The 22,822-nt window shown below is 42.9% G+C and carries 23 protein-coding genes and 1 riboswitch; of the genes, 11 read left to right on the top strand and 12 right to left on the bottom strand.

Annotated features, from left to right (window positions below; all coding sequences use genetic code 11):
* Window positions 1–234 precede the first annotated feature (234 nt).
* From J7E37_RS09535 to J7E37_RS09520, 4 genes are all read right to left on the bottom strand, one after another.
* Window positions 235–1,890 (bottom strand): methyl-accepting chemotaxis protein, encoded by a 1,656-nt coding sequence (locus J7E37_RS09535; protein WP_215023722.1) that lies wholly within the window; start codon window positions 1,888–1,890, stop codon window positions 235–237.
* 23 nt (window positions 1,891–1,913) lie between these two features.
* Window positions 1,914–2,894: a BMP family lipoprotein gene (locus tag J7E37_RS09530; protein ID WP_215023720.1), complete on the bottom strand. Its 981-nt coding sequence runs from the start codon at window positions 2,892–2,894 to the stop codon at window positions 1,914–1,916.
* 151 nt (window positions 2,895–3,045) lie between these two features.
* Window positions 3,046–3,702: a potassium channel family protein gene (locus J7E37_RS09525; protein WP_214776455.1), complete on the bottom strand. Its 657-nt coding sequence runs from the start codon at window positions 3,700–3,702 to the stop codon at window positions 3,046–3,048.
* 12 nt (window positions 3,703–3,714) lie between these two features.
* Entirely contained in the window at window positions 3,715–5,055 is a 1,341-nt protein-coding gene (locus tag J7E37_RS09520; RefSeq protein WP_215023718.1) for a TrkH family potassium uptake protein, read from the bottom strand.
* A 183-nt stretch (window positions 5,056–5,238) separates the two neighbouring features.
* Window positions 5,239–5,380, bottom strand: a riboswitch (cyclic di-AMP (ydaO/yuaA leader).
* A 304-nt stretch (window positions 5,381–5,684) separates the two neighbouring features.
* Here J7E37_RS09520 and J7E37_RS09515 point away from each other — a divergent pair.
* Complete coding sequence (locus J7E37_RS09515) at window positions 5,685–6,575, top strand: diacylglycerol/lipid kinase family protein (RefSeq protein ID WP_215023716.1); 891 nt, start codon at window positions 5,685–5,687, stop codon at window positions 6,573–6,575.
* Window positions 6,576–6,623: 48 nt separating this feature from the next.
* Here the strand turns inward: J7E37_RS09515 and J7E37_RS09510 are convergent, their stop codons facing one another.
* The 7 genes from J7E37_RS09510 to J7E37_RS22245 all read right to left on the bottom strand — a co-directional run bounded on the left by J7E37_RS09510 (window position 6,624) and on the right by J7E37_RS22245 (window position 13,057).
* Complete coding sequence (locus tag J7E37_RS09510; protein ID WP_353050004.1) at window positions 6,624–8,459, bottom strand: M6 family metalloprotease domain-containing protein; 1,836 nt, start codon at window positions 8,457–8,459, stop codon at window positions 6,624–6,626.
* 552 nt (window positions 8,460–9,011) lie between these two features.
* Window positions 9,012–9,788 (bottom strand): sulfite exporter TauE/SafE family protein, encoded by a 777-nt coding sequence (locus J7E37_RS09505; RefSeq protein ID WP_214776451.1) that lies wholly within the window; start codon window positions 9,786–9,788, stop codon window positions 9,012–9,014.
* 107 nt (window positions 9,789–9,895) lie between these two features.
* Window positions 9,896–10,123, bottom strand: coding sequence for a sulfurtransferase TusA family protein (locus tag J7E37_RS09500; protein ID WP_144478685.1), 228 nt, complete (start codon window positions 10,121–10,123; stop codon window positions 9,896–9,898).
* A gap of 76 nt (window positions 10,124–10,199) precedes the next feature.
* Complete coding sequence (locus J7E37_RS09495; RefSeq protein WP_215023712.1) at window positions 10,200–11,321, bottom strand: MBL fold metallo-hydrolase; 1,122 nt, start codon at window positions 11,319–11,321, stop codon at window positions 10,200–10,202.
* A gap of 44 nt (window positions 11,322–11,365) precedes the next feature.
* A complete protein-coding gene (locus J7E37_RS09490) occupies window positions 11,366–11,944 on the bottom strand; it encodes a sulfurtransferase TusA family protein (RefSeq protein ID WP_215023710.1) in 579 nt (192 codons plus the stop codon).
* A gap of 27 nt (window positions 11,945–11,971) precedes the next feature.
* The gene (locus J7E37_RS09485; protein WP_214776448.1) at window positions 11,972–12,451 is read right to left on the bottom strand and encodes a DsrE/DsrF/DrsH-like family protein; all 480 of its coding nucleotides are present in this window, start codon (window positions 12,449–12,451) and stop codon (window positions 11,972–11,974) included.
* A 471-nt stretch (window positions 12,452–12,922) separates the two neighbouring features.
* Complete coding sequence (locus J7E37_RS22245) at window positions 12,923–13,057, bottom strand: hypothetical protein (protein WP_285290313.1); 135 nt, start codon at window positions 13,055–13,057, stop codon at window positions 12,923–12,925.
* Between the two features lie 145 nt (window positions 13,058–13,202).
* On the opposite strand from J7E37_RS22245, the gene J7E37_RS22240 reads away from it, so the two are divergent.
* The 6 genes from J7E37_RS22240 (at window position 13,203) to J7E37_RS09460 (ending at window position 18,212) form a co-directional block, all read left to right on the top strand.
* Complete coding sequence (locus tag J7E37_RS22240; RefSeq protein WP_285290312.1) at window positions 13,203–13,325, top strand: hypothetical protein; 123 nt, start codon at window positions 13,203–13,205, stop codon at window positions 13,323–13,325.
* Window positions 13,326–13,548: 223 nt separating this feature from the next.
* Window positions 13,549–14,922, top strand: coding sequence for a cbb3-type cytochrome c oxidase subunit I (locus J7E37_RS09480; RefSeq protein WP_215023708.1), 1,374 nt, complete (start codon window positions 13,549–13,551; stop codon window positions 14,920–14,922).
* 15 nt (window positions 14,923–14,937) lie between these two features.
* Entirely contained in the window at window positions 14,938–15,480 is a 543-nt protein-coding gene (locus J7E37_RS09475; RefSeq protein ID WP_214776447.1) for a cbb3-type cytochrome c oxidase subunit II, read from the top strand.
* 86 nt (window positions 15,481–15,566) lie between these two features.
* Complete coding sequence (locus tag J7E37_RS09470; RefSeq protein ID WP_214776446.1) at window positions 15,567–15,962, top strand: c-type cytochrome; 396 nt, start codon at window positions 15,567–15,569, stop codon at window positions 15,960–15,962.
* A gap of 16 nt (window positions 15,963–15,978) precedes the next feature.
* Window positions 15,979–16,590, top strand: a complete 612-nt coding sequence (locus J7E37_RS09465; RefSeq protein ID WP_214776445.1) for a 4Fe-4S binding protein — start codon at window positions 15,979–15,981, stop codon at window positions 16,588–16,590.
* A 29-nt stretch (window positions 16,591–16,619) separates the two neighbouring features.
* On the top strand, window positions 16,620–18,212 hold the full coding sequence (locus J7E37_RS09460; protein ID WP_215023706.1) for a beta-propeller fold lactonase family protein: 1,593 nt from the start codon (window positions 16,620–16,622) through the stop codon (window positions 18,210–18,212).
* A 79-nt stretch (window positions 18,213–18,291) separates the two neighbouring features.
* Here J7E37_RS09460 and J7E37_RS09455 read toward each other — a convergent pair whose 3' ends face one another.
* Window positions 18,292–19,194, bottom strand: coding sequence for a LysR family transcriptional regulator (locus J7E37_RS09455; protein ID WP_215023704.1), 903 nt, complete (start codon window positions 19,192–19,194; stop codon window positions 18,292–18,294).
* Window positions 19,195–19,236: 42 nt separating this feature from the next.
* On the opposite strand from J7E37_RS09455, the gene J7E37_RS09450 reads away from it, so the two are divergent.
* From J7E37_RS09450 to J7E37_RS09435, 4 genes are all read left to right on the top strand, one after another.
* Complete coding sequence (locus J7E37_RS09450; RefSeq protein WP_214776442.1) at window positions 19,237–19,422, top strand: hypothetical protein; 186 nt, start codon at window positions 19,237–19,239, stop codon at window positions 19,420–19,422.
* A gap of 582 nt (window positions 19,423–20,004) precedes the next feature.
* Window positions 20,005–20,718 carry a cytochrome c biogenesis CcdA family protein gene (locus J7E37_RS09445; RefSeq protein WP_215023702.1) on the top strand — a complete coding sequence of 238 codons (714 nt, stop codon included), beginning with the start codon at window positions 20,005–20,007 and terminating at the stop codon, window positions 20,716–20,718.
* 329 nt (window positions 20,719–21,047) lie between these two features.
* A complete protein-coding gene (locus J7E37_RS09440; protein ID WP_353050003.1) occupies window positions 21,048–21,743 on the top strand; it encodes a response regulator transcription factor in 696 nt (231 codons plus the stop codon).
* Window positions 21,730–22,797: a HAMP domain-containing sensor histidine kinase gene (locus J7E37_RS09435; RefSeq protein WP_215023700.1), complete on the top strand. Its 1,068-nt coding sequence runs from the start codon at window positions 21,730–21,732 to the stop codon at window positions 22,795–22,797. The genes J7E37_RS09440 and J7E37_RS09435 overlap by 14 nt, the downstream gene beginning before the upstream one ends.
* Window positions 22,798–22,822 lie beyond the last annotated feature (25 nt).

Genomic DNA, 22,822 nt, shown 5'->3' with positions numbered 1-22,822 from the left:
TTTCGGCTGCATATAGCTCTTCATATAAGGCTCTTTTCTCATACTTTGTTGCTATTGACTACCAAATATGATTGAATGACCTATTTTTCCTCGCAAAGTAGACTCTTTTGTGAGGTAAAGAGCACGCAAACTTATTACCGATCCTTATATTACGTTAAAATCGGCTTTAGGATTTTAACAACAATCTTTACGAAAAAAAGTACCACAGGCCCTAAGGCTATGATACTCATCTTATTATCTATTAAACTTAAAAACTGAAACGGATACATTCAACTCATTTGTCAGCTTCCTCAGGTCTGTCACCTTTTTCGAAAGGTTGCCGAATGCAGATAATTGTTCCGTTGTGGATGCGGAGATTTCTTCGCTTCCAGCGGCTGTTTCCTCTACGACCGCACTGATCGATTCAACATTATGCAGAACCCTGGCTCCCAATTCCTTCGAAGCTTCCATACCTTTGACAAGCTGAGTAACTTTCTCTGAGATGCCGCTTACCTTCGATTCAATATTCACAAAAGCAGACATTGTCAGGCTCATTGATTCCATCTGCTCTTCTGCGATTGCTCCGCCTTTGTTTACCGCTTCTCCGATTCCTTCAAGTCCAGTCTTTAGGAGATTGACCATATCAAAGATTTGTGTTGTGGCTCTGTTGGATTCTTCAGCCAGCTTCCTGACCTCTGAGGCAACGACTGCAAATCCTTTTCCGGCTTCTCCTGCCCTTGCTGCTTCAATCGCCGCATTCAATGCCAGCAGATTGGTCTGATCCGCGATGGCTGAAACAGTTTGGGCCATATCCTGGATTTTTGCCGCATAGCCTGCAAACTGATCAGTCGCTGCCTGGATTGAAGCAGAGGCTTCTTTGTTTTCGGTAATTAAGACTTTTTGCCCCTCGATCGCTTTTCTGCCTGCGCTGATTGCTTCCACCGCTTCCTGGCTATACGAGGAAGATTCCTGGGTGTAATCGAGGTTCAGCATGATTTCCTTATCCATTTCATCAATCAGCTCGACTGATTGCTGAAGATCTTCCGAGACAGTCTGGGCACCTGCAGAAAGCTCATCCGTTGATATAGCCACTTGGTTGGAGATTTCCGTCAGCGCGATATTTTCCTGCTCGATTTCTCCTGCGAAATCTTCCACTTCCTTGCTTGCCATGTTCACTTTTTGCAGCAGGGATGTCAATTGGGCTGCCATCATTTCAAAAGACTCGTTCAAGGTTCCAAGCTCATCCCTGTGTTTGTAAGGAACTTTTTCGATCATCAAGTTTCCTCTGGCGATTTCCTGGGCATTGAAGGCAATCTGCTTCAGCGGCCTGGTGATTGAGCTGGTAAGCCTGATTCCAATACCACCAGCAACAATCACAAGCAAGATGCTGCCGATGACAGCCGCCAAGATGATGAATTGGATCTGGTTCTTCAAATCCTCCTGCAGAAAATTATAGTATTCATTGACCTGGATATTCAATAGGTGCAAATCGTTCAGGATTCCTTCACTGCGCAGTGACTGACGCTTAACTTCAGCACTTACCTTGTCCTCAAGAGCTTGTTTAGCTTCAGACTCCAGGGTGCTGAACTTTCCAAGTGCCTTTTCCAGCACGAATTTGCTGTTCTCCTGCTGTATCACTTCTTTTGCCTGAGCAAAAGTCTGCGAGGTCTTCTCCATTTTCACCAAAGCATCCTGCTTGTTGCCTTCTGTTGGATTGAAGGAAAAATTGCTTAGCGATTGCTTTACGGCCGATGTTTCAGCCTGAAGATTCTGGACCGTCAGCAGTACCTGGACATAGTCCTGATTAGATGCCTGGACCATCAGCATCCTGTAAATGATGAAAGAAATCATCACAATCGATAAGCCAATGGCTAGCAATAAGTTCAATAGTAATTTCTTCTTGATTGTCATCTTGGTTCCCCCAGTTGCAGCTGTTAATCTAGCTGGATTGAAACTTCATTTGTTGATAATTGTTCTTCCAGGTCTTTTAATTTCTTGTCCTGTTCTGGTGTCAGTTTGATCACACGAATCGGTGCTAGCCCGATTCCTTTCTCATTTATGCCCAGCTCGATTTGCCTGGATTCGAGTTTCTTTTCGGACTGGAATTCCTTTACTACTTCGTATAGAGCGATATCCACATTTTTCAGCATGGAGGTAATGATTGCTTTTTCGGCAAAAAAGTATTGGTCGCTATCCACACCAATCGCGAATTTTTCCCTCGCTTGCGCTTCCTTCAGCACACCTACTCCGGTAAAACCAGCCGCAGCATAGAGGACATCCGCACCCTCATCAATCATTCCGGAAGCAATCTTCCCTCCAAGCTCTGCATTGCCAAAGTCATTTGCGTATTCAACCTTAACCTCGGCTTCTGGATTCACAGATTTTACTCCCTGCTCAAATCCCACCTTAAACTTGTGGATCAGTGGGACATCAGCTCCGCCAACAAATCCAACGATATTTGATTTTGAGACCATTCCTGCTACGGCACCGGCCAGGAAACTTCCCTGTTCTTCTTTAAAAGTAATCGATGTGATGTTGTCCATCTCTGATACCGAATCGACAAGAACAAATTGTTGGTCAGGATATTTTTTCGCCACCTTTTCAAGGTCTTCAAGAACCATGAAGCCAAGACCGATGACAAGGTCATTTCCCTCTTCAACCAACTCCGTGAATCCTTTCTCATAGCTTCCTGCTTCCTGCAACTCCCGATAATCAAAAAGAATATCAAGTTCGTCCCGTGCCTTTGTCAGGCCGGCAAACGCCGCATCACTAAAAGATTGGTCACCTAGTCCGACGTCAGACAACATAATGCCAATCTTTACCCTTTCTTTTGCGTTCAACTCGGTAGTGGTGCATCCAGCAAGCCCTCCTGCGAGTAGTGTCACGATTATAAGCACAAACATGATTCGTTTCATCTTGGTGTCCTGCTCCCTTTTCAGTTAAATTTATATCTTATTCATCGACCATTGCTAATTATTGTTTATGCCAAAAAATAAAGTCTATCTTTTATCAATTTTCTAAAAAATATAAAAGCAGGCTGTGATTACCCAGCCTGCTTCGATTACATTATTTAATTTTCGTAAACCTGTTCAAATCGCCATTCTCGCCTAATACAATCAGGATATCCTCTGCTCTAAGCGTTTTCTCTGGATCTGGAGAGATGTCGACCTTGTTAGCGGTCTTCACGCCGATAACCGTGATATTATATTTGGCACGCAAATTAATTTCAATCAGGTTCTTCCCTGCCATGCTCATCGGAAGTTTGATTTCCTCGATACTATAGTCATCCGATAGCTCGATAAAGTTCAGTACATTGGGTGAAGCCATCAGCTGGTGGGCAACTCTCTCCCCCATATCCCGTTCCGGGAAGATGACTTTGTCCGCGCCAACCTTGAACAGTACCTGCGCATGGTGTTTGTTAAGGGCTTTGGCAACGACATTGGCAACACCCATTTCTTTTAAAATAAGGACGGTAAGAATACTTGCCTGGATGTCGTCACCGATTGCCACGATGACGGTATCAAAGTTCCTGATTCCTACTGCCTTTAACGTCTGCTCGTCCGTTGAGTCGCCGATTACCGCATGGGTAACAAACTCCTTATAGTCCTCGATATGCTGTTCACTTTTATCAATCGCAAGAACCTCATGTCCTTCATGATAAAAAGTGGTCGCTACACTGGACCCGAAACGTCCCATTCCAATTACTGCGAACTGCTTTGCCATAATAATATCCTCCTACCCAATCATCACTTTTCCAGCTGGATATCGATAATGATCCTCTTTTCTTTTTTTCGTAACTGCAAAAGCCAGTGTCAGCGGACCAACCCGGCCAGCGAACATCGTAATCGTTATTAATATTTTTCCGTATGGTGACAGCTCAGGGGTCAGGCCCATTGAAAGCCCTACTGTTGAAAAGGCTGAAACTGCCTCAAAGAATATCATCAAAAAATCTTTACCTGGTTCAGTGACAGTCAACACCATTGTAACCAATCCTATTAAAAAAAGTGAAATCATTGTAATCGTCAACGACTTGGAGACAATGCTTAGGTCCATTCTTCTGCCAAAGAATGTGATATCCTCCCTGCCGCGAATTTGTGATCTGACTGCACCAATCAGGACTGCAAAGGTGGTGGTCTTGATTCCTCCGCCCGTAGAACCCGGCGAAGCGCCAATGAACATCAGGAAGATGATCAAAAATAAGGTCGACTGTTTCAAGTCAGGGATATTTAATGTATTGGATCCAGCTGTCCTAGGTGTGACAGCCTGGTAAAGCGCTCCGAATATTTTACCAGTCATCGTCATCGGCTTCAAGGTGGAAGGATTGTTAAATTCCAGGATAAAAATCAGGACAGCTCCTCCAAACACCAAAACAGCTGATAATGCCAAAACGACTTTTGAATGCAGGGAAAGCCTTTTAGTCCTGCGATAGTCAAAAAGCTCATTCATGACAATGAATCCAATCCCGCCCAAACTGATAAGAGTGACCATGGTAAGATTGACGACCGGGTCTTCAGCATATGCAGTGAGCCCATTGAATCCACCCATCAAATCAAATCCAGCATTATTAAAGTTCGATACGGCATGAAAAAAACCGAAATAAATCGCTTTGCCCGCAACCATCTCCTGTGAAAACCTTAGAGTAAGGATGATTCCGCCAGCGATTTCGACTGCCGCTGTAAAAAGGAATATTCGTTTGACAAGTCTGACAATCCCTTCAACCGTCGCGTTATTCAATGACTCCTGGATGATCAGTCTTTCTTTAAAGGAAATTCTTTTCCCTAAAATAAATGCAAGCAAAGTGGCGAAACTCATGAACCCCAGTCCGCCGACCTGGATCATCGACAGGATGACCATTTCCCCAAACCGCGTAAAGGTATCGCCTGTGTCCACGACGACAAGGCCTGTTACACAGGTTGCTGAAGTTGCCGTAAATAACGCATCTAAAAGAGGAAGTCCTTTGCCATCGACTGTTGAAGATGGCAATGACAGCAACACTGTCCCAAACAAAATAATGGCTCCAAATCCAAAAACAAGTACTTTCGGCGGATCCATCCTGAAAAACAAATTCCTCCTCATGATCCTTCCTTCTTTCCTTAGTATGAGGAAACCATGCGTCTAATATTTCTTTGCAGGGACTTTGTTCAAACTGGAATTTTCAAATAGCCGGCATATCTAAAATACAGCAAAACAAAAAAGCCCACAGAGGCTAAAAGATAGCAGCCTTGTGGACTTTGAACAAACCTGTCACACAAGCTTCATCTTCCTCATCTGCAACGCTTACGGAGTTAGCTGTCGGATTAGGGCTCAGAATAGCCCCGCCTATCATTCAGGCCTCACCCCAAGTGGATTGCATCCACAAAGTTGGTTCCCCCGCTCCAATTGGATTCAGCGATTTAGAAATATGAAACTCATTTAATTTTTGTATAGAAATCTGAAACTGTTGTAATCATACTCCTCCCATATTCTACTTGTAAACAAGAACAGAACGCCAAAAATGACCCTTTTTATTCAATTTAAAGCATTATTTATACCAAATCACAGCCTTTCTCACTAAATCATCGTTTTGCTTCATTTTTTAATTCTGTAATAATGCGTGCCATTCCTACTCCCGGACTAAGCGGTTTATAGTGATTCATTTTAAGGTAAATAATAGGGTTGATAAAATACTTATTTCTGTGAATAGATTTTGGGGAGGTTAATCCTGGATGAAAGCCATGATTATTTTGAATCCATCTTCAGGAAAAGAAAAAGCGGCTGACTACGCTGAAAAAGTAGAGGAAACCTTAAGAAATCAGTACAATGATATAGATATTCGAAGAACCGAAAAAGAAGGCGATGCTGCTGCATTTGCTACCGAAGCCTGCGTTGCTTTATACGATGCTGTCATTGCCATGGGCGGGGACGGGACAATCAACGAGGCGATAAATGGACTGGCTGAACAAGCCCACAGGCCTGCTCTCGGCATCATCCCACTTGGTACGGTCAATGATTTTGCCAGGGCTCTCAACATTCCGCTGGACCCCTATGAAGCTATTTCTATTCTGGATGGGCAAAACCTCCGGCCAGTAGATATAGGCAAAATCAATGAACATTACTTCGCCAATGTCATAGCAGTCGGTGCGATTGCAGAAGCCTCTTATAGTGTGAGTCCTGAATTGAAAACAAGACTTGGTCCACTTGCTTATTTTATGGAAGGGGCGAAATCGTTCCTAAGTGGTGAGACAATCGAATTATGCGTTGAACACGATAGCGGGAAATGGGAAGGCCAAACTTTCCTGCTGATTGCTGCACTAACGAATTCTGTTGGCGGGTTTGAGGCCCTTGCCCCTAAAGCCAGCGTGAATGATGGAAAGTTTCATGCATTCATTATTAAAAAGATGTCTGTCCCGAAAATTGCTGCACTGATCCCATCCCTTATGAAGGGAGAATTGCAGGAAAGTGAAGAAGTAGAATATATACGAAGCTCCTTCCTTAATGTAACTTCCGGCAAACACCATGTGGTGAATATCGACGGTGAAGAAGGCGAGCCATTGCCATTTAAGGCGAGAGTGCTACAGAGCCATTTGGAAGTGTTTGTACCGATAATAAATGAATGAAGAATAAAAAACCTGAGCAAAGGAATTCCCTGCTCAGGTTTTTTTGGTTTATTTTACGCTTGAATTAAAGTTGTAGAAGAATTTAGCTGTAATTGAGCCATCTGCATTTTCTGTAATGCCAGTCACATGGATTCCAGAGTCAGCAGGTGTATCACTAAAGCCCTTCCAGAAGTAGTAAGAACCAGTGTGTACATTTCCGCTTACTGGAGTGATTTTGCTGCCAGTCTTGAAGAAGTCACCTGCATTACCGCGGTTAAGGTTCTTCTCAAGCTCATACAGGCCATCTGCCTGAAGGACTGACAATCCGTAGTGAGTGACTACATCACCATTGCTGGCAGTCTGTGACTGGTTGAACTGGAAGCGCTTGTTCATCCAGTTTTCTACGTTGTTCGGACGGAATCCGGCAGTCTGGTAAAGATTGATGACATTTTCATCTACATGCCATGCAAGCAACCCTTTAGAGTCTTTGCCCTGGCGGATTAATCCCTGGTTAAATCCATCCTGCTGGACGTTTTCGAACAGGAAGTATTCTGTTCCATTTGAGCCTGGAACTTCCATCTTCACAATCGCGTTGTCTGCGGATGCTTTGTTAACCGGAGGCAATGTGATTGTTTGTACTCCATCCTCTGGCTTAACTTCGACAGGATTTACCCATCCAAGGAAAATCTTTGAGAACGGATCAAAGTGTGTAGGCGAGTTTCCGCCATAAACAGCTGCATCTGGATAGCGCATCCATGATCCGCCTGCCATCATTGAATAGTTGCCAACACCCTCTGAAGTATAAACAGTGTCATAAAAATCAGGAAGGCCTAAAGCATGTCCAAATTCGTGTGCATATACCCCAGTTTGAGCAGGGAATGGACCCGTTTTCGCTTCTTCTTTATATGTCTTCGTTGCAGCGTCAAAACCTGCTACGTTGCCGCCGATTCCTGGCTGGATGTTGTAGTTGTTTACGAGTACGCCATCGTAAGTCATGTCTTCTTTAATCGTTCGGTCGATCCATGCTGACTGGCTGATCCCCTCATGCTGTGGAGCAGGCTTTCCAGTTTCATAGTATTTTCCATAGAATAATGCACTTAACAGGCTCCACTTGTGAGACCAGAATTGAGCAGGGTCACGGCTGAATTCCGCTCCAGTTCCTTCGTGTACGACGAAGATATTTGGTACTTCACCATTTTCTGCATACTGTGAGAAATCAACCTGGTCGTCCGCTGCCTTCAAAAGGTCACGAATGAACTCACCAGTATGTGCATCGCCGTTTTCGTTTCCAAGTACGTATTTACCGCTTTCTGCGTATTTACCTTCCTGATCTAAATAATAGGAAGCGCCCTTCGGCATTTCTACCCATACAAATTCAGTATCTTCTTTGCGGACAAGGTTGGTTTTTCCGTAGCTTGATTCCTTATAGGCATTTTGCATTGTACGATTTTTTGGTACATCTGGTCCATCGTATTTCTTGAATTGCTCTAACTCATACGGATTGTATTCAGTACCGAAGATTAGATCTTCATAATACTTTGCAGGCACCTGTCCTGGCATATCTCCAACTGGCTCATCCCCATCAGGATATTTTGCCAAAAGAACGAGTACCGGAATATCACCTGTTGCTTCCTTATAGGCAACATGATTGTCTCCAGGCTCCTGGAACTTTGTGCCATTCTGCGCGGCTTTCTCTGCAGGGTCTACCTTCGATAGATCGATACCCAATTCCTTTGCTTTTTCGGTTAGCTCAGGAGAAGCGCCAACATGGTCGGCCAGCCCGATGTGATATTTGCTTTCTTGCTTAGCCGTTGTGTCAGTTCCATTGATTCCTACAAAAACTGCACTTCCAGCCAAGGCAAGTGATAACGCTGATGTTGAAAGGACTTTTAACAATTCATTCACTCCCTATTTAGAATGTTTCTATTTCCTAAATAATATAAAATATTCAGTATATTCTAAATAGGGATAAAGTATCGTTTGATAGTTTTTTTCGTGAGTCGAAAGGCTTAACTATCAATATTGCTCTATAAAAATTAACTATATTTCCATAATTACCTAAATAATACCTTTATACTAGCTCGATAGGAGGCTGTTGCTACGACTTTTTGCTGTTCCGCTCTTAATCTTGGCCAAGATTGCATCAAGTTCGGACAACTTTTTGCGTTTTCCCTTCAAACCTGTTTGAAGTTGGACCATGTTCTGACAACTTTTTTTGCTTTTCCTTCAAACCTGTCTGAAGTTGGATCATGTCTTTTCACTCTTATCCTTAAAACCTGTCATAATAACCTCGCTTTCTTGACAGCTTTGGGGCTAACAGCTTGAAACCCGTCATAATAACCTCGCTTTTTTGACAGCTTTGGGCTATCCACCTTAAAAACTGTCTAAATAACCAATGTAAGTTTATCTCAAAAAAAAACAAGACTCCGCAGAAGCGGAGTCTTGTTTAAATAAATCTTACAGGATATCCATCCAAATCTTGATTGCAGTACCTAAGATCAAGAATGCGAGGATATATTGAAGAATCTTAGTATTCACTTTCTTACCAGCATTTGCACCCATTGGCGATGCGATTAGACTGGCCACTACCATGATCAATGCCGGCCAAAATTCCACCTGGCCAGTGGCTAGCTTACCCACTGTCGATCCAATTGAAGAAATGAAGGTAATGGCAAGTGATGTTGCAATTGTCATTCGAGTAGGAATCTTCAACACAACAAGCATGATTGGCACCAGCAAGAATGCTCCGGCAGCTCCAACAATACCCGCTCCAATCCCAACGATGAATGCAAAGATTGCTGCCAGCCATTTATTGAAAGTAACCTGGTCGAGCGGGATCTCATCTACGCCCTTCTTTGGAACAAACATCATAACAGCAGCAATCAAGGCAAGAATACCGTAGACTAGGTTGATGCCGCCTTCAGACATGAAGCGGGAACCGTAGCTTCCGATCAAGGAACCGACCAGGATCGCGGAACCCATATAAATAATCAAGGTCTTGTTCAGGTATCCGCCCTTACGGTAGGCCCAGACACCGCCGATTGTCGCGAAGAAAACCTGGACCGCACTGATCCCTGAAACTTCGTGCGCGCTGAATGCAGCAATGCCGAACAATGGCGGAATGTATAATAGCATTGGGTATTTAATGATTGAACCGCCGATTCCAACCATCCCGGAAATATAAGAACCGATAAAACCAATTAGAAAGATGACAATAAGATATGTGAAATCCATCGGGCTTCCTCCTTTTTGTAGATAACTACTTCCACAGGAATGCCTCGAAGCATTCCCTATTCAAAAAACGCATAAGAAAAGGGAGACGAGCTCCCCCTTTCGTTCAATTACGCCTTCTTCATCCAGAACTTGAACACACCGTTTTCTTCTTCATGCTTTAGAAGTTCGTTTCCAGTGGATTGTGCCCAAGCTGCTAAATCTTTTACAGCGCCTTTATCAGTTGTATGGATTTCTAGTACATCTCCAGATTGAAGATCAGTGATGGCCTTCTTTGTTTTTACGATTGGCATTGGACAAGCTAGTCCCTTTGCGTCTAATACTTTTGCTACGTTCATGTTAAAATCCTCCTTGGTTGTATAAAAAATTGTATTTTTCAATAACGATCAGGGAGCAAAGCCCCCTAATCCAGATTTATCTTACCGCACAGCGGTTTGGTCCGATTTCCATTTCTCTTTGCTTCTCATCGTCTGGGTTGATTTTGCCCATGTTTGTTTCACGGATTTCCTGGTATGCATTTGGCTGTGGCGGCAGGTTCTCAGTCACAAGTCTTCTGAACTCAGCCTCGTCTTCGATGTTCAAGCCATGGTTTTTGGCGAAAAGTGTACCTAGTTTTTCAGATACGCTGCCATCTTCATTCAACTCTTCAATGATCATGAAGTGTGCAGGAAGAACGACAAGCTCATCAGAAAGCTGCTTGTAGCGAGTGTATAGTGAGTTTCTCAAGTCTGCTACCCAGTCTTCTGCTTTACCAGCAAGGTCTGGACGTCCAATTGAATCAATGAATAGTATATCCCCGGATAGAAGATATTTTTCATCTACAACAAAAGATGTAGAACCGATTGTGTGGCCCGGTGTATAAAGTGCGTTGATGTCGATGTTTGTTTCACCGATTTTTACATTGTTGCCATCTTCAAGAGGCTGGTAATTGAATGTTACTTCATCAGCGTCTTTTGGAGGCAGCCAGTATGCTGCACCTGTTGCTTCCGCAATTTTTCTGCCGCCGGAAATATGGTCGGCGTGCAGGTGTGTATCAAAAACGTGCTTGAGTTCAACGCCAAGCTCTTTTGCGAAGTCCAGGTAAACATCTGTCATTCTTGTTGCGTCGATCAATGCTGCTTCACCGTTAGAAACTACTGCGTATGAAAGGCAGCCTTTTCCGATGCGGACGAACTGGTACATTGCTCCGCCATCTTTAAGATCTCCAACCTTTACTGGCTCAAGGTGTTCACTCCATGCTTTCATACCGCCTTGAAGATAAGATACTTCACGGCCAGCTTCATCAAGCATTTCAGCGACCATTACTGAAGAACCTTCTTTTGCACATACAACTAGAACTTCTTTATCAGTAGGTACTTTATCAAGGATTTCTTCTACTCCGTCAAGAAGATCGAAGTATGGGATGTTAAGGTATTCGAAGTTTTCGCCTTCAATTTTCCAGTCGTTGAAGTCGCTCTCGTTACGGACATCAAGAATGAAAAATGGTTCTTTATTGAATACTTTTTCTGTTATTTCTTTAGACGTCATTGCTTTCATAAACTATTTTACCTCCCTGGGTATGGTTTTTATAAAAAAATAAATTATTGTACTTTTGTTTCAGTTGGGCCATTCCATTCAGACATGCCTGGCACTACATTCCAAACCTTCTCAAAGCCTTTGCCTGAAAGTGTCTGGGATGCCATGTCACTTCTGTTGCCTGTACGGCAAACAACAAGGATTGTTTTGGACTTATCAAGTTCCTCGAGTCTGCTTTCAAGTTCACCAAATGGAATAGATACTGCATTTGGAATGTGTCCAAATGCATATTCAGCCGGCTCTCTTACATCAAGGACAACAACATCCTCATTTGCTTCAAGCTTCTTGACAACATCATCATTTGAAACAATGTTTGGATATTTTGTTTCTTCTTGTTCTTCACCTGAACCGCCCTTGCGGATATAGTGCTTAAGAACATCGCCTTCTTCGATGGTTCCAAGATACTGATTGCCAGAGCTTTTAGACCAAGCCTGGATATCCGCCCTAGAACCTTTATCCGTTGCGAGCACCTCTAAAACCTCGCCAGGTATTAAATTGTTGATTGCTTTCTTCGTTCTGACAATCGGCATTGGGCATGCAAGCCCTTTTGCGTCGACTGTAGCATTTGTTTTAACAGTTTCCATTTGTCGACCTCCAATTAATAGTATCTATTAGATGAACAGGTTGACGTTTCCGTCTTCCGCATCAGCAAGGTAAGCTGCTACACCAGCAAACTCAACGCCTTCCATGATTTCTTCTTGCTTAAGGCCAAATAAGTCTACTGTCATTTGGCAAGCAACAAGCTTGACATCCTGCTCTTTTGCCATGTCAATCAAGTCTGGAAGCGGCATTACATTGTGCTTCTTCATTACATCCTTGATCATTTTAGGTCCGAAGCCTGCATAGTTCATTTTTGACATTCCTAATTTGTTCGCGCCTCTTGGCATCATCTTGGCAAACATCTTTTCGATGAAGCCTTTGTCAGCCTGGATTGGCTCATCTTTCCTTAGAGCGTTCAATCCCCAAAATGTGTGGAAAATCGTCACTTCATGATCATAGGCAGCGGCACCATTAGCAATGATGTAAGCAGCCATGACTTTATCATAATCCCCACTGAATAAAATAATTGTGGTTTTTTTCTGTTCTCCCATTATCTCTCTTCCCCTCTTTAATTACGGTAACGGGTATTTATGACTGCAAAAAAATATAATATCTTTTCTAACGTGATTACGTTATTAAATACCTCACAGGGTATATATTATATAAAATCAATACCTTTGTCAACCGTAATTATGAATTTTTTATGACTTTTTTTATCATAATTAATCATAACCTTAGAAAACAGCTTTATGACACGGATAATATCATCATATGTTTCAATTTTGGATTGTTGAATGGAATTTGAGTTAAGAAATGAAAAAGACATGCAGCTGATAACATATTTATATAGAAGGAAATAGTTTTCTGGAATAAAGAAAGCTATGAAAAAGCACCTAGTCAGATAAGAGATAGTAAAGTGAATTGAGTTAGAAGAAGTAATAGTGGGATAGTAAAAAGAAATAGAAGCCTGGAGAAATGAACCTTTATAATTAGCAGATTGTAAAGATTTGATCCAGGCTTGATTAGTCTTCATCAAGCATTCTATATTTTACACTTTCATCGTAAAGGCCGTTTTTCTTGCTCCAGGCCCAGACAATCCCTGCTGAAGCAGTGAATGCGAACATAACCATCAGTAAGAGCCAAGCTCCAGGTACCATAATTGCACCTCCTTATTGAAAATTGTCCTATACTATCGAATTACTCTAACAGAAATATCGGAAACCGTCCAGAGTATATTTTAGGGGTTGTAAAATAAAATCTTTGGGATTACAATGTGTTCAAATTAATTTGGGAGGTAAGCAAATGGAACATCAATCCCTGGGTTTTTACTTCGATTTTCTTTATTATATCGGAGTCCCTATCCTGATTATCTTCGTCCTTGATACACTGCGCAGAAAGTATAATAAAAAAGAAGAACAAAATTAATAATCCCCTGACAGAGCGAAATCCATTCGCTCTGTTTTTTTTTTTACAAAATTGTAAATTAACGCGTGTTTTTTCCAGTTATATAGCTAGTATAAAACATTTGGATAACACTATAAAAAACTTGAATAACTTTATTTCTGTATGGGATGTATCATGTAACATAGCAGATTGTGAAGAAATTGTGAAATATTTGTGTTTATTTTATGAACAGGGGAGTGTCAAAATGTTTACAGACGAAAAATGGAGTTCTTCCAAGAACTGGTTCATCGCTGCTGTCTTCTGGATCATCATCGGCATGAGCATGGGACTTCTTACTGCAACAAAACAAATTTGGCCAGAATTGTTGAACAATCGCTGGTTTACTTACGGGCACGTGCGTTCTGCCCACGTTATGCTTGTCATCTATGCATGGTTATCGATGGCATATGTAGGCTCTATGTTCTACATGATTCCAAAGCTTGCTAAAACGAGGGTTTATAGCGAGAAGATGGGGAATTTCGCTCTAGTATTTTATAACATTGTCATTTTGGAAGGTTTCTTCGCATTGCTTTTGGGCCAAACCGAGGTCATCGAATACGGCGAATTTCCATTATGGGTAGACGTTCAGCTTCTTGTCGCAATTGGACTTGTAGCTTATAACCTTTTCAAGACAGTTGGACGCCGCCAGGAAAAAATGCTTTATGTCAGCCTCTGGTATTTTCTAGGTTCATTGCTATGGCTGCCTTTGACCTGGATTGTCGGCAACTTCCCGGCACAATGGATTCCAAGCGGGGTGCAGCAAGGTCTGATGGGCTGGTTCTTAGGCCATAACGCAATCGGCCTTTGGATGACAACAGTCGGTGTTGGACAGATTTATTACCTGCTGCCTAAATTGACTGGACGTCCGTTATACAGCCACCAGTTATCCATGATTGGTTTCTGGGCAATCGCTACATTCTATGTTTGGAATGGCCCTCACCACTTGATGAATGGACCGATTCCAGGCTGGATTTCAAAAGCTGGAGTTATTCCTTCAATCGTTCTATTGATTCCGGTATGGGCAGTTCTAGCCAACTTCTGGGGAACGATGAAAGGTTCCTGGTCCCAGACAAGAACAAGCGTGCCGCTCCGTTTCACGGTTGCGGGAACGATTTTTTACCTGTTCGCATGTCTTCAGGGACCATTGCAAGCCCTTCCATCTGTAAGTTCAGTCATTAAATTCACTCACTGGACTGTCGGGCACGCACATATGGGACCATTCGGTGCGTTCTCTTTCACATCTTTCGCAGCAATCTATTACATCCTGCCTAAAATCGTTGGACGCGAGATGTTCAGCAAGAGAGCAATGGAAGCTCACTTCTGGTTCTCTACTGTTGGTTTCCTAGTATTCGCATTCTCATTGTGGATCGCAGGAGTTGTCCAAGGATTCGCATGGATCGAAGGTGTTCCATTCCTGCAGACTGTATTGATGATGGAGCCTTACGTACAAGGCCGCGCAATCGGTGGAACAATGATGTATGTAGCTCAATTCTTCCTGGCATGGAATATGTATAAAACTATCAAACTTGCAAAACTTGAGAAAAAACAGCAAGCACAGCAGCAAGCTGCTTCTGCTTAATGAGGAGGGAACACGTTGGAACGTAAACCATCAGCTGTATTAATCGTTGCTTTAATCCTATGGACTTTCGGTGTAGCCGGAACGGTCATCCTTCCCCTCTTCGACCAGGAAATCAACTCTGCGACTGCGAGCGGTGAGCTCCGCAACTATCCAGAGGATTCTGCTGAAGCAAGAGGAAGAGAAATATATGTACAAAATGGCTGCCAGACTTGCCATACACAATTTGTAAGAGCATTGCCTGCTGACACGAACCAAAACCTTGGTCCTGTAACTAAAGGCGGCGACTACAAATATGATTTACCCCATCTCTTGGGATCTAACCGTACAGGTCCGGATTTAATGTGGGTTGGCTTGAAATATAACGAAGACTGGCAGCGCCAGCATTTGATTGATCCCCAATCAACAAGCCCGGGAACAATCATGCCATCTTTCGATTATCTATCGAATCAGGAACTTGATGACCTTGTCGCTTACTTGATGAGCCTCAAGCCAACAGAAGAGCGATTGGAAGAGTACAAGAAAGAACGGGAAGAAGCAAAATCAAAGGACCATAACTAAGCCTCGTTTTAATAGCCATTACCTTAAGCCCCGGCGGTTTAAGGTAATGATTTTCTATCACAGCATTTTAAAGGCAGGTGTAAAAAATGAAAAAAGAATATCAGCAACATGATAGCAAAGAGGCGGATATCGTCTCTGGTATTAAAATTGAACACAATAAAGTGCCTAAACTCCTGGTAGCTGTATTTTATGTTGTAGCCATCTGGGCGATTGGGTATGCGATCTTCATGCCCGGAAAGCTTGCGGTCGAACCTGCTGCAGCTCCCCAGGATAATAAAGGAGAGCTTATTTTTGAAGGCACTTGCCTGAGCTGCCATGCTACGGGTGCAGCACCTGACTTGAGAGGTGTGACCGACAGGATGCCTGAAGAGGACATCAAGAATGTCATCAAAAAAGGTCGTAACACGATGCCTGCGATCGGACACCTTTATACAGAGAAAGAAATCGACAAAGTTTATGAATACTTAGAGGACTACAGATAAGGAAAGGAGGATTCTTGTGGGTAAAACTATAACAAGATGGGCATTTTTTATCATTATTTTCACTCTTCCATTCTGGAACGGCTTCAGGATGGATATCGACAATGAAAAATTGTTCTTATTTGGCTTCGAATTATCCTATGAAGCTGGCTATCTATTTTTCGTTTTCTTATTCTTGTTCCTGATGGCTTTCCTTGCACTATCGCTGATCGTGTACAGGGCGTTTTGCCAGTATGCATGCCCGCACAATACCTTCAGCATGCTTTTGAACAAGATTGAAGCAAAATTAGGTGAGAAAGGAAAAGCGGTAACCTTCCTGCTGGCTTTCGTTGTAAGCATCTTCATGGCTTATGCGACAGTAAGTTATTTTTACAATCCCATCACGATTTGGGAATCACTCGTTAACTTTAAAATGAATAAATATTTCTTCCTTGTAACTTCAACTGCTGTTCTATTTACAACTTTATCTTACAAGGCCAGGAACTCATTCTGTAAGGTTTGTCCATACGGACTTGCCCAGGGCATTTCACGTGTGGATGATAAAACTCAATGGCTTACACATCCAGGAGTATGGATTACATGGGGTACTACGACTGCCCTTGTACTAGTCCTGCTTGTTGGGTGGTTCTAAGAAAAACCAAAAGCGAGGTGAAAACATAAATGAATAAAATCTTGAAACTCTCAGCATTCGCACTACTTTCAATTTCTCTTACTGCCTGCTCTGAAGCAGCAGTGAAAGATACATCACTTGATGATAAAAACAATAAAGAACTTCCTCCAATCCATGAGGACTATTCTTCGAACTGGTGGAAAGACCAGCCGAACGGAAACGCGGATACCAATAAGGACTGGGACGGCGAAGGCTGGATCTTGTCAGCAAACGAAGTTAGTAACGGTATTGCCATCGCTGATATTAAAACTGGCAATCCAGTAAAATACTTTCAAAGCTCTGGTACACCTCACCATGTCCACCTGAACAAAGACCAGACATGGGCTTTTGCGACACAGCGTTACGGAACAAGCGTATTAGCCATCAACATGGAGACACTAGAGGCACATGACATCGACTTCCCCGGCTTTGACAGTGATCCTGCACCACAGCATATGACATTCTCGAGAGATGGCAAATACGCTTTTACCTCCTTGAATGGTGTTGGAGCGGTTGGAATGATCGATGCTGAAAAAGCTGAACTTGTAAAAGTCTTCAAGGATGTTGGTAAAAAGCCAAGGGATCTGAATGTCACTCCTGACGGCAAAAAGCTGTTTGTCAGCTTGCAGGCTGAATCTTTCATTACAGTCATCGACATCGAAACAGGTGACATGAGATACCTCGAAAGAACGGAGACAGACTACGGAAAGGGAACTGGTTCCGGTCTGGATATGTCAAACGATGGAAAACTTGTTGCAGTATCCAATACTGCCGACAATGAAGTGGCAATCTATGACGCTGAATCCGAGAAGCTTTTAAAGAAAATCGGAGATATCCCTAAGCCGGTCAACGTAAGCTTCATGGGCGATACTTATGATTTGGTTACAGGGAACCGTAATGATGGATCCATTTCCATCATTGATGCAGATAAACTAAAGTTCATTAAAACCATTAAAACAGGTCCGGGAACAAATATCCCTTATCTTGGCCCAGATGGATACTGGTATACTTCCCAAAATGGTGCAGGGTATCTGACTGTAATGGATCCGGAAGATAACTATAAGATCGTGAGGAAAATCTGGGGCGTACAAAATATCCATTGGCTCAACTGGAGCCCGGATGGCAGCATGATGTTCGGATCGAACTGGGGTGACAAAACCCTTACGAAGATTGATCTGACAAAGAAAAAAGATTTCAGGCAGACCATTCCTGTAGGTTTGAACCCGAACGGAATCGCCATTAAGACTAATGTTCCCAAAGAGCAGCTCCTTGCAAACCAAAAAGGCAATGAGGAAGAAGCAAACAAGATCAAAAAAGCTTCCACTCTCGTATTCCCTGATGCAAGGAATATTAATGAAGAAGCATTCCTGGGCACTTGCCTGACTTGCCATGATATCGGCCGTATCATGAGGAACAACAGTAAAGGTGCTGAGGCGTGGACATCAGTTGTTGACCGTATGAAAGGAAACGGAGCGAAAATGACCGATGAAGAGAGACAGCAAATCATCGATTACCTGGCTTCTGACGAGCATAAGTCCCTTTCAATCCAAACGGAACTCGAAATGGAATTGGCTGAACAAAACAAAGATAAAGATAAAGAATAAGAACAACTAGCTCGATCGCATTTGGCTAGAACCATCCTATATACGCTGTTGCTGCACAAAAGAAAAATCCTAATGCTTCTTAACAGGGAGCATTAGGATTTTCATCTAATTCTTTTATATAGTCCCATAATCTCTCATGAAGATTGGACTTAAACTGTTTATCCTTCCTTAACAGGTAAAATGGGCGGAAACGGTCCCTGTCTTTGAAAGAACTGACCATAAGCTGTCTTGTTTTTACCTCGGGGCATATCGCCAGCTTGGAAAAGACAGCTACACCAAGTCCATTTTTCACGCCTTCTTTGATGAGCGTGTTGCTATTATACACGAGGACGGATTTCGGTTTGATGTTCAATCCATTCCATAGATCCAGTGTTGCCTGCCTCATTGCACAGCCTGGCTCTCTGATCAGCCAGGTCATTTCTTCGAGCTTGGCAGGGTCCTGGATTTCCGGGTCTACCCTAAGCTGTGGAGAAACACCCAGAACGAGCAGGTCATCATAGAACTCATGAGAAATGAAGTCATATCGGCCGGCCTGTCCCTCGACAAGCGCAAGATCAATATCAGAAGCATACAGCAAATCTGTAATGTGGACAGATGTTCCGATGGTGATCTGGATTTGGTTGCTTTTAATATCAGGATTCAGCTTGATGAAATCCTGAACCATTTTCGATATAAGGCATTCGCCGATCGTATTGCTGCATCCAATCTTGATTGTTTGACTTGAGTCTCCTTCCGCAAGGATTTTTTCCAGTTTCTCATTCAACGCAATCAACTGCTGGCCATGTTCATACAATGTTTTGCCAGCCTCTGATAATTTGATTTTACGATTGGCCCTTATGAATAACTGTTTATTGTAATAAGTCTCTAACTGACTGATTTGATGGCTGACGGCTGGTTGGGAAAGATTGAGCATCTTCCCTGCCTGGGAAAAGCTCTCATATTTTGCAGCAGCAATAAAAGTCTTTAAGTGTTCCAGATTCAATATGATCGCACCCCTTTATACTATAGAATTGGAGGGAATAAAATGAAAAAAGTAGATATTGTCATTACCGTTATTGTATTATCTGTTTTTATCTTCGGCTTGATGTACTTTACCAAGGATGATTCCGTCACATATCGCGACGTTAAATTCGAAATTGCCTCTTTGTCCATATTATCCACTGTTTCCCTGTTTACCTATTTCGGTATCAGAAGAAATTTAAATCATTAATTGGCATTATACCACACAGGGTTTAAGTTGTAAGAGGAAATATTGTTCAGTAAAACCTAGGAGAACTCCTAGGTTTTTTTAGTATCAGAATGTATATCATTTCAACTTAGAGAATTGTCCAGCTCCAGCGCCTAGCCGTTTTCATCTCCGAGATTCTTCCTCGAGTATCTTGCGAGAAGCGTCAGCTTTGAGCAGCTCGAGACGTCTGTCTAGCTGCGGCTCCTACCTCCTCGAGTCGTTTCGGTCCTGCCAATGAAGTCAAAGAACGACTTCACTGTCAGGCCCTCTGAAGCACAGGAAGTGCCAGACCCGCCAGCCACACGAAGTGGCGTTATAGGCGGGCAACGCTTGTCGGGGCTGCCAAGGCGCTTGCGCTTTTCTTATGTTCCTTGAAGCAGTATACTAGCAATCAAAAGCACGAAAAACCGTGTCGGCAAAAATAAGTGAATAAATTTGAAACTTATCTTCAGTCATTATACAATAAAAACACACCATACCAACAGGGGTATATTTTTAGTATTCTTAATTAATCCTTAACAAATACATCACAATATAGATAACAGAAAAGGAGTGACTATTTATATGACAGAAATCGGTTTATTTTTTGCTTTTACTGCTGGAATTTTATCATTCTTCTCACCTTGTGTTTTCCCTCTTCTCCCTGCTTACATAACACATTTGACTGGCGGAAAGATTGAGGGATCGAAAGTTGCAGTCGATCGCACAACACTATTTACCCGTTCATTTGGTTTTATCGTCGGTTTTAGTTTGATTTTTATCGTCATGGGTGCCTCGGCATCTTTCCTTGGACAGGTTTTCGCAAATTACCGGACAATCGTCATGCAAATCGCAGGATTGCTGATCATCATTTTCGGTTTGCAGATGGCCGGCTTGCTGAACATTAAGTTTCTGATGATGGAAAAGAAGGTTCAATCCGAAACCAAATCGAAAGGTGCATTTGGTTCCGTGTTCCTTGGTATGGCGTTTGCTAGCGGATGGTCACCTTGTGTCGGCCTCGCACTCTCATCTATCCTGCTTTTGGCGAGTTCTTCCGATACTTTATATCAGGGAATGTATCTGCTGACTTCTTATTCTTTTGGAATGGCAGTTCCTTTTCTAATCATATCTTTTGTCATTTCTTATTCATTAAAAGCAATCAAGAAGATCAACAAATATCTTTCTAAGCTTGCACTTGTGAATGGTATGATTATGGTAGGAATGGGCTTCCTTGTCCTTTCCGGGCAAATGCAGAAAATCAGTGCCTGGCTGTCTGCTTACAGCTTATTCGGAGTTTAATTCCTGCTGTAATGCTTTTTATTATATAAGTTGAACTTAACCATTATCGATTAAATGGAGCGGAATGTGCGTAGACTCCTCGAAAATGCTGGCACATTTCCATCGTGCGTGGGCGGGTTCGTGGAAGCTCAACCAATGTCCTGCGGGATGAAAGGTCAGTGGGAGACCCCACAGGCGCTTGCGCCGAGGAGACTCCCAGGCCGCCAAGGAAGAATTTGCACTTAATTCTTCCCGCGGAAAGCGAAGCACCTGGAGCGAAATGAAAAGTTAAACTTTCTAGTTCAACTTATATAGTTGATATAAGGCAGTATTAAGGAGTGACCTATACAGTGAAGAAAGAACTGGTTGGCAAAAGTGTACTGGTTGTCGAAGATGATCCTAAAATCCGTACGCTTGTAAAGATTTATTTAACAAATGAAGGCTACGAGGTCCTTGAAGCGGACAATGGGATTGCTGCACAGGAAATGATTGAAAAATATGATCCATGCATCCTCATCCTTGACCTTATGCTCCCCGGCAAAAGCGGTGAGGAAATTTGCCGCTGGCTCCGCAATGACCTCGAAAGCATGATGCCTGTCATCATGCTGACCGCAAAAGCTTCTGAAAAGAGCAGGATCGAAGGCTTCAAGCTTGGTGCCGATGATTATGTCGTAAAACCATTCAGTCCAGCGGAGTTGATGGTCAGGATTGAAGCGGTGCTTAGAAGGACGGCAAGCCGATGCGGGAAGCTGACTTTTACTGGCCTGACCATTAAACCGGCTAAAGGGCTGGCAATGATCGATGGCGAACAGCTCGATTTGACCAATTTTGAATTCAGGCTTCTTCATATGTTCATGCAGCATCCTGGTCAAATCCTTTCTAGGACGCAAATACTCGATACCATTTATGAAAACAACGAAAAAGCCGTTACTGAGCGGACCATTGACGTCCATATAAAAAATCTCCGTGAAAAAATAAAAGAAAAAACGCCGAAGGATTATATTCAGACTGTAAGAGGAATGGGGTATAAATTTGCGGCGAATTAAAAGCATGGCGAATTTATTGTTATCCAAGCTTGTCGCAGTCAATAGTGTCGTCATCCTGCTGGTTATTATACTTGCAGGGATATCAGTAAAAGATTATGCCTGCTTTCTTGTCAATAGCGAACAGGTGACAGGGACACAGCTGGTTGACACATTAAATTCCTTCCTGGTAAAAGTGAGTGTCGTTGCCTTTGTCATTGCCGGGCTTTTGCATTATTTTTCAGTAAAGCGGATCGTGATGCCCGTCAAGACTATGGCTGTTGCTGCCAATCAAATAAAGGAAGGAAAAATTCCCTCTAAGATCGATGTTCACGCCAGCGGTGAATTGGGTGAGCTCGTTTCAAATTTCAACGCCATGACCGAAACGCTCTCTGCGGTGCAAACACGGCGTGAGGAAATGCTCAGGGATATCGCCCATGAGTTAAGGACCCCGTTAACGAATATCAACGGCTACCTTGAAGCCCTTCATAATGGTGTATTGACCGGAGACCGTGAGCTGTTCGGTTCTCTATTGGAAGAGTCCAGGCGGATTACGCGGATTGTCGACCTGATCGCCGAGCTGGACGCGTGGAATAAAGAGGTTTACTTTCTTGAGAAGCAGTTTGAAGAGATTGATATTAAACAAGTCATGGTAGAATCACTTGCAGCCTTTCAACTGAAATTATCGAACAAATTCGAGACAGTCAGCCAGCATATAGAACATGCCCCCATTTTTGGCCATGAAGACGGATTAAAACAAGTCATGTCCAATCTGATTCAAAATATCATAGATTATGATATGGGCGGGGATCTATCAATCAAAGCCAAACCAGATGGCAAGGTGTACAGGATCACTTTTTCCCACAAAGGAACATGCATTGATCCCGAGACGAAAGAACTCATTTTCGAACGTTTTTACAGACTTGAAGAGTCCCGCAGCACAAAAGCTGATGGTGCAGGACTCGGGCTTGCCATCGCAAAAAGCATTATTGACGCCCATCAAGGAGAAATCGGCGTTGATACAGATGGGCATCATCACACATTTTGGGTAACGATTCCAATCTATCGCAAATCTTAATCATTCCTTAACAATCAGGTCACAT

This window comes from Bacillus sp. ISL-39, from assembly GCF_018613295.1.
GTDB lineage: Bacteria > Bacillota > Bacilli > Bacillales > Cytobacillaceae > Mesobacillus.
The sequence above is the reverse complement of the archived record's forward strand: the minus strand, read 5'-3'. Positions and strand labels throughout refer to the sequence as shown.